The sequence below is a fragment of the Pleurocapsa sp. CCALA 161 genome (assembly GCF_003003995.1).
In the GTDB taxonomy this organism is placed as follows: domain Bacteria; phylum Cyanobacteriota; class Cyanobacteriia; order Cyanobacteriales; family Xenococcaceae; genus Waterburya.
Genome location: NZ_PVWF01000034.1, coordinates 1 through 15,653 on the forward strand (window position 1 = coordinate 1; position 15,653 = coordinate 15,653).

Sequence of the window (15,653 nt, forward strand, 5' to 3'; positions counted from 1 at the left end):
GAAACAGAAACCTAAGTCGTGAGTCTTAGGAATCCCCCACTATATCGGTACTCCGATTAGTGGCGGGAGGATGTCAAGGTTCCATCCAATTCAAAACCAACAACTTTACCCTGTTTACCAACTAGGAAAGCTAGTTCAAAAGTAACATCTCCTCCGCCACAGCCTAGATCTAAGCAGTGCATCCCTGTTGTGATTTCCAGACGCTGAAAAAAATTCTGGGTATGGGGCTGCATGACTCGGGATGAAATTTTTAATCTTGCCTTGCCTTCAGCTCTACCTGCGATCGCTTAGTGTTTCATTTATCTTTTTTAATCTCTCAGAATTTTAGAGAACATAATAAACTCAGGAAATTAGTTTTGCACACGACTATTCAACAATCTCTTGCCCTGGATAGATAAAGCCATAGACAAAATATTTCTAATATTTAAAAAGCAATTATTGAATTAAATATAAAGTTATGCCGACATACGACGTAGTGATCATCGGTGCGGGTCACAATGGATTGGTTTGTGCTGCTTACCTACTCAAAGCGGGTTATAGTGTGGCATTACTGGAAAAGCGCTCTATTCCTGGGGGAGGGGCAACTACCGAAGAAGCTATGCCAAAAGAAGCCCCAGGGTTCAAATTTAACCTATGCGCGATCGACCACGAGTTTATCCACTTAGGGCCAGTAGTCGAAGAACTAGAGTTAAACAAATATGGTTTGGAATATCTCTACTGTGATCCTGTAACCTTTTGTCCTCACCCTGATGGTAGATATTTTTTAGCTCATAAATCTGTAGAAAAGACCTGTGCCGAAATTGCTCGCTTTAACCAAAGGGATGCTCAAAAGTACGGCGAGTTTATTGATTTTTGGCAACGTCTGACTAAAGGCATCACGCCTATCTTTAATGCCCCACCTAAGTCCGTACTAGATATCGCTGGTAACTACGGTTTAAAAAATATTCAAGATTTGCTTTCAACTTTAGGGGGTGTCGATAAAACCTTAGATTTGATTCGTACCATGCTGACATCTCCCGAAGATAGTCTGCAATATTGGTTTGATTCAGAGTTTCTTAAAGCGCCTTTAGCTAGGTTAGCCTCAGAATTTGGCGCGCCTCCTTCCCAAAAAACTATTGGCATCGGCTCAATGATGATGTCCATGCGTCATAACCCAGGTATGGCAAGACCTCGTGGTGGCACAGGAGCCTTAACTAAGGCATTGCTTAATTTGGTCACAGAAAAGGGCGGGGTAGTATTATGCGATCGCGCTGTGGAAACAGTATTAATTAGTAATGAAGGCAAGGCAGAAGGAGTTAGAACTAATAACGGTGAGGAATATCGGGCTAAAACTGCGGTTATTTCTAATATTGATGCTCGTCGCTTATTTTTAAATATGATTCCGACTGAAGCGAGTAATGCAGCCGATCCAAATTTAAGAGAAAGATTAGATCGACGCATTGTTAACAACAATGAAACTATCCTCAAAATAGATTGCGCTCTGTCTGAAGCACCACGTTTTGAACGCTACGGTCATCGAGAAGAATTTAATATTGGTTCAATTTTAATCGCTGACTCGGTACACCATGTTGAAGAAGCTCACGCCCTACCTTCAATGGGTAAGATACCCGATGAAAATCCTTCGATGTACCTCGATGTACCTACCGTACTCGATCCTTCTCTTGCTCCAGAAGGCAAACATATCTTGTGGATTGAATTTTTTGCTCCATATCAAATTCGCGGGCTAGAGGGAACAGGTCTAAACGGCACTGGTTGGACAGATGAACTTAAAAACCAGGTTGCAGATCGAGTGATTAATAAACTTGCCGACTATGCACCCAATGTTAAAGACTCAATCATCGCCCGTCGAGTAGAAAGCCCTGCCGAATTGGGAGAACGCTTGGGGGCATATAAAGGCAATTACTATCACATCGATATGACCCTCGATCAAATGGTTTTTTTCCGCCCTTTGCCCGAAATAGCCAACTATACAACACCTATAGATGGACTATATCTAACTGGAGCAGGAACTCATCCTGGAGGCTCTATTTCAGGGATGCCAGGACGCAACTGCGCTCGCGTGTTTTTGCAGAAGCAGCAGCCAATTAAAACCATCATTGAAGATACTAAAGATACTATTGAGTCTACAGTCAAGTCGATATTTAAATAGGCTCTCATGATGATGTAGGAGTAAACTAACCTTCTCTAAAAGTAAATCTTTGCTTGAAGTATAGCGTATAGTACTACGTGACAAATTTAGGACATGAAAATCTTGTTAGAACTGCTTCGCCATTCTTCACTACAGTGAATGTAATGTCCTAAACGACTTTTGCCCCTGAAGGATTGATAGCCAGCGATCGCACTTGAGATGCAACTCCGATACTGTTCCAAGCTTCCAGCATCGATTTAACTACTTGTTCTACCCGTTCAGGATTAGCTAGAGCCAGTAAAGTAGGTCCTGCGCCACTAATCACCATGCCATATGCCCCAGCAGCAAGAGCAGCCTGTTCTACTTTCTGATAGCCAGTAATTAGTTTTTGGCGATAGGGTTGGTGTAATTTATCGGCTAAGGCAGTTTTGAGCCATTGAGGGTTATTGGTTTCCAAGCCTCGAATCAATAGTCCCATCCGCGCAATATTAAAAATGGCATCACTGCGGGTATATTCTGCGGGCAATACCTCACGAGCTTCTCTAGTGGACAGTTCAAAATTGGGAATAGCCACAATGGGAATAATATCCTGATGCCAAGGAATTGAGGTAATTTGCCATGTTCCGCAATCCTCTACCGACAGCAGACAGTTGCCCAGTAAAGCTGGCACTACGTTATCTGGATGACCTTCAATGGCGATCGCCATTTCCATAATTTCCTTTTGACTCAAAGGATTTCCTGCTAGGTTGTTTGCTCCCAATAAACCCGCGACAATTGCTGTGGCAGAACTACCTAAACCCCGTGACAAAGGAACTCCTAGCTTAATGGTAATTTCTAGATGCGGTGGTGTTTGTTGGATGTGTTGATAGAACTGAACTAGAGAACGATAAAGTAGATTGTTTTCCCCCAACCCGACTTTATGAGCCTCTTCTCCTTCAACAATAATCTTTAATTTAGGATCATGATCAACCACCACAAATTGAAATTCATTTGCCATAGTTAAAGCTGCCCCCAGACAATCAAAACCAACTCCAATATTGGCCGTGGTGGCAGGAACAGTAACGGTAACCTTCTTCATACAATCTGCTTACTGTTGAAATTGAATTTATATATCTAAGATGGGTCTTTAGCGATCAACAATTGAGATCTTATAACGTTTGTGGCTTTTTTTACGCCCACCTGTACTAGTGTGTTGGCAAGATCCTCAAACAATAAACGCGGATGATTTATCTGTTGACCGACTAATTCTAGGTTTTTGCTTTCTCATTGCTTGTAAAGCGACGTTGCAAAAGAAGTAATGATTCCACTTTAATTAACTGTCTACAAAAAATATAGATCGTAGTCAGAAATACTGAATATTATTACCTAATCAGCAACGCCGTTTCGAGAATTGGTATTAATTCACAGAGCAAATTATCAACGATGCTACAGCCAACAATTAACGTCGATCGCCAAACTTTGCCCTAATTTGAGTAAGGGTTTTATTTGGGTAATATCCCAGCGACAGCTACTGCGGGAAGTTGAATCAAGCAGACAGTTGGGGACTATGTATTGATGTAGGCAGCTAAAGTAGATTTCTTGCGCCCGATCTAAAGCCAATCCCAGGCGCATTTGTTGACCAAGGGCGATCGCTATTTCAATTCGCCTTACATCGGCTTCTAAGGTGTCAGGGTTACCGTCGTAGAGCAATCGCCATAAAAGACGCACAATTGTTTGTTCTAAGATTAGCTTAACATCAGGAATATCGAGCCAGCATTCTAGATAATTTGCTTCTGTGGCAGTGACAGTAAGTTCTGCCAGGGCGCTATCAATAATCGCTGCTGTTTCGATTCCCTGTTCTAAGGTGTTCGCCGTTTCAATACAACGATAAGATAACGCCACTTCCGCAGCTACTTTTAATTCTTGGGGGACAGGCATTTCTTCCCTTTGAAAAGCTGCTAGCATACTATAGTTTTCTCGGTATACCTGGGTATAAAGCTGGTCGAGATGTTTTTTTGTTTGAGCAGTTAATAGTCTGACAATTCGCTGTCTTTCTTCCGCAAAAAGATCTTGCAGATTAAAAGAATGATCCCCCATTGAACGGTTCATTTTAAGAATAACCTGGGCTGCGCTAGCCTGTTTGAGATCGTTAAATAGCTGCTGCTTTAACTCCGTATAAGCCAAACGACCATCAAATTCTTTAATACAACAGTGAAAATCCCATCCCCCCAGATGCAGTGCAGCGAAGACAAAATGCTTGCTTTCCCAGGTGATTTCCGAGGTTAGCTGAATTTGTCCCAAGGAAAGAGTAAGAGTCCCCATCTGCTGCTTTTGATAATCTAGCTGCTCAACTCCATAGCAGTAAATTCGTTCTTGAGGTCGATAATCGGTAAAGATAGAGCCAATGGCATAGTGAGCAGCTACCTGATGCAGACTTACCTGGGAAGGTGCGACTAAGTCCTGAAAAACTTTTTTGCCGTTACCAAAAAGCGCAACGTTGCTTGGTGCTTGAGCTAGATAGTCGAGAAACTTTTGCTTTAGATCGATCCCCGCTACTGCTCCCGCTAATTCCATCGCCCGCGTGGCATAGCGTAAGATTTGTACTCCTTCAGGGCGAGAAATTTCTTCAAAAAACCAACCACAGCTAGTGTACATCAATAATGTGTGACGCTCCATTTCCAGTAAGCGCAGAGCATCAATTTGCTCCGCTGATGATAATTCTTTTGCCTGATGACGCAAAAAGAACTCGGTCACGTTCCCTTGAGAGCGATCGCGCATTACCTGAATATATTCATTCCGTGTCAACCAGGGATCGCGGAAGAACTTACCGCCAATCTCTTCATAAACTGGAATGAGCCGATCTCGCAGCCAGTCTAGAGCATTGCGCAACGGTCTTCGCCATTTTTGATGCCAACCACCACCACCAGCACAACCGCAGTCATCTTGCCAGCGATCAACTCCATGGGCGCAACTCCAGGCTGTCAAAGGCTTTAATTGTACTTCCCAAGTAGGCGGACAAATACTGAGATAATGAGCATAATTGGTTACAGTCCAACCTTCCTGGGCAAATTGTTGACTTAAAGCGTAGGCAATACACTTTTCTGTACCGCCTTTATGATGTCCAAAAGTTTCTCCGTCAGTGGCAACACTAATTAACTGCGAAGGAAGATCGCCACGCACTGCTTGCCCTAATCGATCTGTTAAGTTTTCAGCGGTATTTAAAACATCGTTAAAGCCCATGTCGCGGGAGATCGGACCATCATAAAAGAAGATATCAATATAGCGATCGCCAGGCGTATCTGAAGGGGAATCGCGATCCAGAAAACAACGGTAGGGACGAGTGGGATCGATTTGCTGTCCCCCAACTTCATGCCATTTAGCCTCTGGCTCATCTTCTGTGGTCATTACACGGCATCTTTGAGCCTGGGAGGGGGCAAGAATAATAAACTTAATCTCCTCCTCTATTAGCGCTTCTAGGGTCGGATAATCAACCGCTGTTTCTGCTAGCCACATTCCTTCTGGTTCACGACCAAAGCGATCCCGAAAGTCAGCTTTTCCCCAACGGATTTGGGTGATTTTATCTCGTTGATTAGCTAAGGGCAGAATAATATGGTTATATACCTGGGCGATCGCATTACCATGTCCATTTAATCTAGCACTGCTGAGGCGATCGGCTTCTAAAATCCTTTGATAGACTGCGGGATCATACTGTTCTAACCACGACATTAACGTCGCGCCAATATTAAAACTGAGATATTCAAAATTATTAACGATCCCCAGCAATTCTTGTTTATGGTTAAGGATACGGGCAAAGGCATTAGGACGATAGCATTCGTGATGGATACGTTCATTCCAATCATGGTAAGGGTGAGCGCTAGGCTGCCTTTCAATCGTATTTAAATAAGGGTTTTCTCTAGGAGGCTGGTAAAAATGACCGTGAACTGTAACATAAACCCCCTGAGCAGTTTTCAGGGGATCGCACTCAACTGTCTGGATTGAACTAACGGCTGAATGAATTAATGAGATCGAAACCATAAAAAGAGCGTTCCCTAATAGTTAAATGGGTTAATAAGTTGAATATTGCAAATCAAATATAATTGCTTAAGCTTTTGAAGAGGGTAAGTAAAAACTCAAGCATTAGTCAATTCTGGTTTAGTTTGTTTGTGGCGACTCCATGTAACTTATTTAAACTTAGTTTTTTTCTGATTAAGTTGGTTTGTAAGATAAATCAACAAACTTTAATTAAACAGAATATGTATTACCGCCAAATCTTGACAATAATTATGAGCATTAGCTTAATTTAATTTTGCCCAACTGTCTCCTCTTTCAAATCTATAATGGTGATCCGAAGGCTAGGCGAAGCCTAATCGCTTTTAATTTAGCAGCGTAAAGCGATCGCCTTAGCATTACAGATTTTGAGCTTGGCTTGAGCAGAAAACGCAGTTGATCTCGTAACTATATATTATTTATTGATCTCGATGGCGATCGCCGTTGATGCCAAACTGAAATTAAGACAGCAATTGATTTTACTTTTTATTCTGTCAATATTTCCCCAATAGCGATCGCCCTGATTATTTATTAACTGACTTAATTTAGTTGAGCAACTACTGACTGTGGCCAAAATTCCTGTATATCTTTTGGCAACATATTAGCTACATCAACGATTTCTCCTACGGTTACCCATTGAGCTAAAACAGCAAAAACTCCAGCGATCAATGTTTCTATCTCTATTTGCTTGATTTAGGGTGAACCTGCAAAGTAAACAGATTTTTAAATTTAAAACAATCAACTAAAAAACTAAAAAGTTTTAAAATTGCTTCTGACTTCTAATTTGCGAAGCTTACCCTTTAGGACTTCTAATTCTAGTAATTTAAAAGTCGCGGATGAATCACTTTGTAGAATCTTCCACGACTTCAAAATAACTAAGTGAGTTTAGCTATCAACCCTATACTTTTGCTGTTTCTGTTGTTTTAGCAGTTAACTTTTCATAAGTTTCACGCATTTTCAAGCCAACTAAAACTTGGAACAAACCAGTTCCATTTTTTGAACCAGGATAATCCCGATGCTTAAGCAGTAACTCAGTCATTTCACCATAGTGGTCAGTACTAGTATTGCTGAGGTGGCTTTCAATATAGATCATTTGTTCGAGGTTGCCGAACTCTCCATCTACTTCTAAAATCGAAACTTCATTATTGTAGAAGCTATCTGGGCCGTAGTACATTTTAATTCCTGGAATAGGACATTGTAGCTTACGTCCGCATGGTCGCCAGTGAATAGTTGAACCTTCATCAAAGAGGTAGACAGTATCAAAGTTGGGTACACCTTCTTTTTGAATTAGACGAACTCTAAGTAATTCACTGTCCTTATCTTGTACTAACTGAGTTGGCAGTACTTGAATTACCACATCGGCAAATTCTCTTTGCACCTCGATATAAGCTTTAAAATCGGGTTCACGTGACTTAATTGAAGCCAAAATATCTTCGTAGGTGTGACCGCGTTCAGCCATATCGCGCTGAATTTTCCACTGGATTTTAACTTCATCGCTGATGTCTAGATAGACGCTAAAGTCGACAAGTGCGCGTACTCTTTCGTCGTATAGAGGATGCAGTCCTTCAATGACGACTACTTTGTTTGGTTCAATTCTTTCGGGAGGGTCGAGTTCGCCAGTTTCATGATTATAGATTGGCTTGTCGATCGCATTGCCTTCTTTTAAAGATTTAATTTGCTCATACATCAAGTCAAAATTATTGGCTTGAGGATTTAAAGCTGTAACACCGGCTGCTTTTCTGCCTTGGCGATCGAGACTATGATAGTCGTCAAGACAAATCACCGTCATAAACTCTTCACCAAATAAATCTGTTAAACGGCGAAGAAAAGTTGACTTACCACATCCAGAGTCACCTGCTACTCCAATCAGTACCACTCGGTCTAAATCAGCGGTCATAAAATTCCTCTTCTACAAAAACTAAATATTTAACTTATATTGATTAGCTATCTCTCAGGAGCAAACTCGCAAATATACCCCGATTTTCCCCATAAAGCTTGTTCAGCCTAATCTTGGGCAACATGGTACTTGAGCCACACACAAGTTCATTCCAGCTAGTTAACCTGACTATTAAATGCTAATTACTAACATTGATGGATTTTACCAGAACCTCACCCCCTCTACAAGAGGATGCCGACTGCAAATCTTGAGATAGCAACCGAGAAATTTTGCTAAATCCAACCTAGATTTGCTAACTTAACCTAATATACATAGTTTAAGTTTAAGAAAAAATGAAATTGAATTCTAAACTACAGACTTTTTTTCTCTCTAGCATGTAACTTAGAACTTAAAGACTGAAGTTGTATCGAATCATCCCAGGTTTTTACTGGTTGATGAATCAAGAATAGTCCTCCAATGATAGTCTATTAGAGCAACATAAATAATCAAAACTGCTGTTTTATTCGTCTACTCAATTCACTAATGAGTCTGGCAATTAATATCAGTTATGTAAAGTATTTAATAGTCTAATTTTAAGTTGGGGGATGAAGTCCAGGTAATGTACAACTCTAGTAGCGCGTTTTCTAGCAGCAACACCACATACAAAAACCGTTTATTCATTTATGAGGTAGAGGGTTTATCTCAAAATAGCGTTGATACCAAAGTGCCGATTCGTAGCAGCGGGACAGTACTAATCACTGTTCCTTATAGCAGAATGAATCAAGAGATGCGCCGTATTAATAGCTTGGGTGGAAAGGTAATTAGTATCAAGCCTGCTGGGGGTGATGTACCAGCGTCACAAGCTGTCAATCAATCTGCGCCAGAGCAGAAACAAGCCTCTAATAAGAAGAAATCTATGACTCAAGCAACACCAAAAAAAGCTAAAACTGAAGTTCCCGTCAATATTTATCGTCCTAAAGACCCTTACATTGGCAAATGTACCGAAATCTATGATTTGGTAAAAGAAGGGGGAATCGGTACATGTCGCCACATGACTTTCGATCTCTCTGGAGGAGATTTGCATTATGTAGAAGGTCAAAGTATCGGCATCGTTCCTCCTGGGGAAGATGATAAAGGGAAGCCTAATAAGCTGAGACTCTATTCAATCGCCTCTACTCGTCATGGTGATGATTTAGAAGATAAAACTGTCTCTCTTTGTGTTCGTAAATTAGAATATAAGCATCCTGAAACTGGAGAACATGTTGAAGGTACTTGCTCTAGCTTTCTTTGCAACCTCAAGCCAGGGGATGAAGTAGCAATTACTGGCCCAGTAGGCAAAGAGATGCTCCTGCCTGAAGATGAAGATGCCAACATCGTCATGATTGCCACAGGTACAGGAATTGCTCCTTTTAGAGCTTATCTCTGGCGGATGTTCTTAGAAGGGGAGAAAAATCCTGATTACAACTTCAAAGGTTTAGCCTGGCTGTTCTTTGGTATTCCCAAAACTGAGAATATTCTTTATAAAGAGCAGCTAGAGCAAATGGCAGCAGAGCATCCCGATCATTTCCGTCTAGATTATGCTATCAGCCGTGAACAACAAAATCCTGAAGGTGGCAGAATGTACATTCAGCATCGAATTGCCGAACACGCAGACAAGCTGTGGGAACTGATGCAGAATCCTAAAACTCATACTTATATCTGTGGATTGAAAGGTATGGAAGGCGGTATTGATGAAGCTTTAAGTGCTGCTGCTGCTAAGCATGATGTTGACTGGGAAGAGTACCGCAAGACGATGAAAAAAGAACATCGCTGGCACGTTGAGACTTACTAGACTTCTAGCTCTCAACTCATAATCACATCACAAACATCATAATTAGCTTCGCGTCTACTAGATTAATAGTGGACGTTTTTTTTATGTTGAACCTGTAAATGATTTCGCGTCTTTCTTAGTTACTAAAAAACACTTTTAAATTATTCTTATAAAGCTTATAAATTATAGCTTACAGCTTATAACTATCATGACTTAATTTAACCAATCTTGATTTAAAAATGAGAATTACGTTAAATTTAGTTAAGCTAGAGGTAATATAAAGAAAAGAAACTTGACTAAAGGTTAAGGACGACTACGACATGGTCTCACAGCTACCGTTTAGAACAAATAAAAATAAGCTAATAAATATTCAATTAAAAACAAGTTACACCTTATGAAAAATTTTTCGTGGAAAATTGCTTTACTTTGGACGTTACCTTTATTGGTCGTCGGCTTTTTCTTGTGGCAAGGAACTTTTACTACTCCCACCGCTAGCAGTGGCTTAAGTGGCAACACTGCCAGTACTCGCATGACCTATGGACGCTTCCTCGACTATTTGAATTCAGACCGAGTTACCTCTGTCGAGCTATACGACAACGGCAGAACAGCTATTGTTCAGGCGATCGACCCAGAATTAGATAATCGACTACAGAAGTTAAGAGTTGATCTACCTGCTAATTCCCCTGAGTTGATTGCCAAGTTGCGGGATGCTGATGTCAATTTTGAATATCACCCAGCAGGTAATGAAGGAGCAGTCTGGGGACTTTTGGGTAATTTACTCTTCCCCGTAATTTTGATTGGTGCTTTATTCTTCTTGTTCCGCCGTTCCAACAATATGCCTGGTGGGCCTGGACAAGCAATGAACTTTGGTAAGTCTAAAGCCAAGTTCCAAATGGAAGCCAAAACAGGCATTATGTTTGATGATGTAGCTGGTATTGACGAGGCTAAAGAAGAATTACAGGAAGTTGTGACTTTTTTAAAGCAGCCTGAAAGATTTACTGCCGTTGGTGCAAAAATTCCCAAAGGTGTGTTGCTAGTTGGACCTCCTGGAACTGGTAAAACTTTATTAGCTAAAGCGATCGCTGGTGAAGCTTCAGTGCCTTTCTTCAGTATTTCTGGTTCGGAATTCGTGGAAATGTTTGTCGGTGTCGGTGCATCCCGTGTTCGTGACCTATTTAAGAAAGCAAAAGAGAATGCGCCTTGTCTAATCTTTATTGATGAGATTGATGCCGTAGGTCGCCAACGTGGTGCTGGTATTGGTGGTGGTAATGATGAGAGAGAACAAACTCTCAATCAACTACTAACTGAAATGGATGGTTTTGAAGGAAATACGGGGATCATTATTATTGCAGCAACTAACCGTGCTGATGTATTAGATTCTGCCCTCATGCGTCCAGGTCGTTTTGACCGTCAGGTCATGGTTGATAATCCTGATATCAAGGGTCGTCTCGAAATTCTGGAAGTTCATGCCAGAGACAAAAAAATTGCCCCTGAAGTGTCTTTAAATGCGATCGCTCGTCGTACTCCTGGTTTTTCGGGTGCTGATTTAGCCAACCTCCTCAACGAAGCAGCTATTTTAACTGCTAGAAGACGCAAGGAAGCAGTTACTATTCATGAAATTGATGACGCGGTAGACCGTGTTGTCGCTGGGATGGAAGGTACTCCTTTAACCGATGGCAAAAGCAAAAGATTGATTGCCTATCATGAAATTGGTCATGCGATCGTTGGTACTTTAGTCAAAGACCACGATCCCGTACAGAAAGTAACCTTAATTCCTCGTGGACAGGCTCAAGGTTTAACCTGGTTTATTCCTAGTGAAGACCAAGGTTTAATTAGTCGTTCTCAACTCATGGCGAGAATTGCTGGAGCAATGGGTGGTCGTGCCGCCGAAGAAGAAATTTTTGGTAGCGACGAAGTAACTACTGGTGCTGGAGGCGATTTACAGCAGGTATCAGAAATGGCGCGCCAAATGGTAACCGTTTACGGTATGAGTGATTTAGGTCCAATTGCTCTAGGTGGCGGACAAGGCGATCAGGTATTCTTGGGTGCTGGGTTAACATCTCGTGCCGAATATTCAGAAGAAGTAGCTTCACGTATTGACGATCAGGTACGTCAAATTGCCGAACACGGTCATCAGCTAGCACGTAAAATTATTAGAGAAAATCGTGAAGTAATTGATCGCTTAGTCGATCTATTAATTGAGAAAGAAACAATTGATGGTGAAGAGTTGAAGCAAATTGTTTCTGAATATGCCGAAGTGCCAGAAAAAGAGAGATTTGTACCTCAAATTTGATTATAGTTGTGCTTTAAATTATCTTGGGGATAGTCTTTATAAGACTATTCTTTTTTTTTGAGCAAATTTTTTGACTTGGAGAAGCGATCGCCTATAGATTGAGCAGAGGAAAATTAATTGGCATGAGCATAAATGTATTTTAAACTACATTTTTACTTGAGAAATAGATCAACAATTTAGGATTACTTTGGGATCAAAAATCAATTTTAGCTTCATTGTTCGAGAGCTTTTTATCTTCAATACTCTTCATATTAATCAAAAAGAATATCTTAATTCGTGAAATCTAAAGAAAATATTTAAAAATTAAGACTTTTAGTGCTAGTCTCATATCATGCATGTAGATTAATTTAATAGTTTATCTTGCTACTATTAACGCTTCTGTTCGCCAGACACTATGTTAACCAATCAGCTTTTAACTTTGTGAACAATTCTGCTATTAAACACTCCGTCAATAATATACTGCCTTTATTGAATAGTGGGTTGTCAACTAGAGCCATGATTGATCTTGCTCCTCAAAAGTCGGCTGAAGATAAATTGCGCCAAGATTTGCAAGAGAGTAAAACTAAATACGCACTGACGAGCGAAGTAATCAGCGATGGTATTTGGTCTTGGGATTTGAGTAGCGATCGCCTTGAGTATTCCACTCGTTGGAAGTCGATGGTGGGTTATGGTGAGCAAGAGATTAAAAATAATCCCGTAGAATGGCTAGTTCGAGTCCATCCTGCCGATATAGAAAAGCTTAAAAGGCATTTAACAGAGTGCTGGCAGGGAAAAATTGATCGCTTTGAAGTGGAATATTCTTTGTTACATCGAGATGGACAATATCGCTTAATGCGCTGTAAATGTATTGCTGTAACCGATTTAGCAGGAGAGGTTATTCATTTAATCGGCGCTCAGACGGATTTGACCCAAGATCGGCAAATTAAAGCTCGGCTGAATTACCAAGTCGATCACGATCGCTTAACTAAATTACCCAATCGTCAGCTATTTATTGAAAAGCTGCAAAAATTATCTGAACTTGAGCAGCAGGCAAATTATGACTTTGGCATTTTGTGCCTGGACTTAGATCGATTTAAAAATATTAACCACAATTTCGGGGATGACATTGGGGATCGCATTTTAGTCGAAATTGCGCGTCAGTTAGAGTCCTGTCTTAGACCTCAAGACATACTGGCTCGCTTGGGAGGAGACGAGTTTGCTATACTATTAACTAGTTTTGTTGGGCAAGAGCGTCCTGCGGAGATAGCTTCTCAAATTCAGCAGCAGCTATCCACGCCGATTAAGATTGCCAATTATAGTATTTTGGTCAGTACTAGCATTGGGATCGCTACTGCCGATACTAATTGTTTACCACCGAACAGTGTCAATGCATTGCTTCAATGCTTGCAGAATGCCGAACTTGCTATGCATCAAGCAAAAGCTATGGGAAAAGCTCGCAATCAGGTCTTCGAGTCTAGGCTATATTTACAAACCCTAGAAAAAACTAGGTCTGAGGATGATTTACGCAAGGCACTCGAACAAGAGCAATTTCTACTATACTATCAGCCTTTGGTGCAGTTAATAGACCAGCAGGTGATTGGATTTGAAGCTTTAATTCGCTGGCAACATCCTATGCGGGGTTTAATCTCCCCAGGTGATTTTATTCCTCTGGCGGAAGCTACGGGATTAATTATCCCAATTGGCTGGTGGGTATTACGTTCAGCTTGTGAGCAAATGGTGCAGTGGCAGCAAAATTCAGCGGCTCAATCACTTTTTATCAGTGTCAATATTACAGGTAAGCAGTTTTCCCAACCCTATGCAGGGGATATTATTGCCCAAATTTTAACGGAAACAGGCTTGAATCCAAAATGTTTAAAGCTAGAGATTACTGAAAGTGAAATTATTGAAAACATTGCCCTAGTATTGCCTACGGTAGAGAGGCTTAAAAGCTTGGGAGTGCAACTATCGATGGATGACTTTGGGACGGGGTATTCTTCCCTCAGCTACCTTCACTGTTTACCAGTTGATACCCTCAAGATCGATCGCTCATTTATTCAGGGTATGGAAAGCGATCGCCATCAGTTAGAATTAGTTAAAACTATTATCAAGTTAGCCGAAGTATTTGAGCTAGATTTAATTGCCGAAGGAATTGAGACACCAACCCAGTGTGCCAAGTTGCTTGAACTTCAGTGCAAGTATGGACAAGGTTATTTGTTTTCTCAACCTGTTAATAGTGCGATCGCAGCTACTCTATTACATTAGCCAAACTTGGGTATTGCTGATTTCACCAGGTGACCCCGCATTGAATCGTGAATAAATAAAACTGTATACTTAATCAATAAATTTCAAGTCAAGCAATTTAAGCGTAATGTTGTAAGCTAGCTTGAGCATCAAACCTGAATTTTAGATGATTAATGTTCTTATTGTAGATGATCAGAATTTAACTCAGAAACTAATAGAAACTTATTTAAAACCTGAATCAGAAATAAATATAGTCGGTTTTGCCCATAATGGTCAGGAGGCGATCGCCAAAATTCCTCTTTTACAGCCAAATGTAATTTTGATGGATGTGGAAATGCCTGAAATGGACGGCTTAAGTGCTACCAAAATTATTACTCAGCAGTTTCCGCAATCTAAAGTATTAATTTTTACTGTTCACGATCACGAGGAAAATTTAAGCCAGGCGCTCAAAAATGGCGCTAAAGGATATTTATTAAAAACTGCAACGGCACAAGAACTTGCTAATGCAATTTATTACGTTAATCAAGGATATTTTCATTTAAGCGTCGAACTGACGGAAAAATATCTGCAAAAAATTGTTATTACCAAATCAGAATTTGAAGAGGTTTCTAAAATTGAGCGTAAGGTAAATTATCTTTATCGAGCTTTGGGAAAAATAGAGAATCACTTACAACAGAGTTCTAGGGGGAATTTAGAGGAGCATTTAGAACTGAAACTTGAAGATATAGTGCAACAAGAAATGGCACGCTTACACGATCGCGACTCCAATCTTCAATTTAAAGTTGACCGCATGAAACATAGTCAGGAACGACTAGAAAAAAGTGTTAGCTATTTGTTTAGAATTCAAATTGCTTTAATTGTAATTATTTTATTATTTGCTGCTTATGTAGTTTTTAACCGTCTTAACTAAACTAGAAATTAGCTTAAACAACGGTTTTACTAGGATTAACTAACAAATTTTTATTGAGAGCATTGCGGTAAGATAGTCGCGATTTAATATTGTCAGTGTAGGACAGCTCTTTTTGCAAGTATTTCCAAATCGACTCACAGGCTTCATAACTGCCTATTGTAGCTAATAGGCGATCGCCTTGATAGATCCCCCACCTTTGATTTTCTGCTTGCTTGATTTCGTATTTAAGATCAGACATTACAAAACTTTACTTATCTTATTATTTGTTTATATGTATATTAAAAAAGCACAGTTTGTTTAATAAATCTGTCTTACGTTCAATTTTATGCTTAAAATTACTTAATATTCTGAAGACAATAGCAATCTTAAGTATTTCTAAACAATTAAATC

At 40.3% G+C, this 15,653-nt stretch carries 11 protein-coding genes; 5 read left to right on the plus strand and 6 right to left on the minus strand.

Annotated features, from left to right (window positions below):
- Positions 1 to 56: 56 nt before the first annotated feature.
- Complete coding sequence (locus tag C7B62_RS10210) at positions 57 to 233, minus strand: methyltransferase domain-containing protein (RefSeq protein WP_106235504.1); 177 nt, start codon at positions 231 to 233, stop codon at positions 57 to 59.
- Positions 234 to 457: 224 nt separating this feature from the next.
- Here C7B62_RS10210 and crtO point away from each other — a divergent pair, with 224 nt between their 5' ends.
- Positions 458 to 2,149: a beta-carotene ketolase CrtO gene (gene crtO / locus C7B62_RS10215; RefSeq protein WP_106235506.1), complete on the plus strand. Its 1,692-nt coding sequence runs from the start codon at positions 458 to 460 to the stop codon at positions 2,147 to 2,149.
- Between the two features lie 148 nt (positions 2,150 to 2,297).
- On the opposite strand, the gene thrB is transcribed toward crtO, so the two are convergent.
- From thrB to C7B62_RS10230, 4 genes are all read right to left on the minus strand, one after another.
- Positions 2,298 to 3,206, minus strand: coding sequence for a homoserine kinase (gene thrB, locus C7B62_RS10220; RefSeq protein WP_106235508.1), 909 nt, complete (start codon positions 3,204 to 3,206; stop codon positions 2,298 to 2,300).
- Between the two features lie 347 nt (positions 3,207 to 3,553).
- Positions 3,554 to 6,142: a DUF3536 domain-containing protein gene (locus C7B62_RS10225; protein WP_106235510.1), complete on the minus strand. Its 2,589-nt coding sequence runs from the start codon at positions 6,140 to 6,142 to the stop codon at positions 3,554 to 3,556.
- 552 nt (positions 6,143 to 6,694) lie between these two features.
- Complete coding sequence (locus tag C7B62_RS26855; RefSeq protein ID WP_255414003.1) at positions 6,695 to 6,823, minus strand: hypothetical protein; 129 nt, start codon at positions 6,821 to 6,823, stop codon at positions 6,695 to 6,697.
- Positions 6,824 to 7,052: 229 nt separating this feature from the next.
- Positions 7,053 to 8,051 (minus strand): phosphoribulokinase, encoded by a 999-nt coding sequence (locus C7B62_RS10230; RefSeq protein WP_106235512.1) that lies wholly within the window; start codon positions 8,049 to 8,051, stop codon positions 7,053 to 7,055.
- A gap of 598 nt (positions 8,052 to 8,649) precedes the next feature.
- Here C7B62_RS10230 and petH point away from each other — a divergent pair.
- The 4 genes from petH to C7B62_RS10250 all read left to right on the plus strand — a co-directional run bounded on the left by petH (position 8,650) and on the right by C7B62_RS10250 (position 15,263).
- On the plus strand, positions 8,650 to 9,861 hold the full coding sequence (gene petH, locus C7B62_RS10235) for a ferredoxin--NADP reductase (RefSeq protein ID WP_106235514.1): 1,212 nt from the start codon (positions 8,650 to 8,652) through the stop codon (positions 9,859 to 9,861).
- Between the two features lie 373 nt (positions 9,862 to 10,234).
- A complete protein-coding gene (gene ftsH2, locus C7B62_RS10240) occupies positions 10,235 to 12,133 on the plus strand; it encodes an ATP-dependent zinc metalloprotease FtsH2 (protein WP_106235516.1) in 1,899 nt (632 codons plus the stop codon).
- A gap of 420 nt (positions 12,134 to 12,553) precedes the next feature.
- Positions 12,554 to 14,374, plus strand: a complete 1,821-nt coding sequence (locus C7B62_RS10245) for a bifunctional diguanylate cyclase/phosphodiesterase (protein ID WP_146132084.1) — start codon at positions 12,554 to 12,556, stop codon at positions 14,372 to 14,374.
- A gap of 145 nt (positions 14,375 to 14,519) precedes the next feature.
- Complete coding sequence (locus tag C7B62_RS10250; protein ID WP_106235520.1) at positions 14,520 to 15,263, plus strand: response regulator transcription factor; 744 nt, start codon at positions 14,520 to 14,522, stop codon at positions 15,261 to 15,263.
- A 13-nt stretch (positions 15,264 to 15,276) separates the two neighbouring features.
- On the opposite strand, the gene C7B62_RS10255 is transcribed toward C7B62_RS10250, so the two are convergent.
- Positions 15,277 to 15,501, minus strand: a complete 225-nt coding sequence (locus tag C7B62_RS10255) for a hypothetical protein (RefSeq protein ID WP_106235522.1) — start codon at positions 15,499 to 15,501, stop codon at positions 15,277 to 15,279.
- Positions 15,502 to 15,653 lie beyond the last annotated feature (152 nt).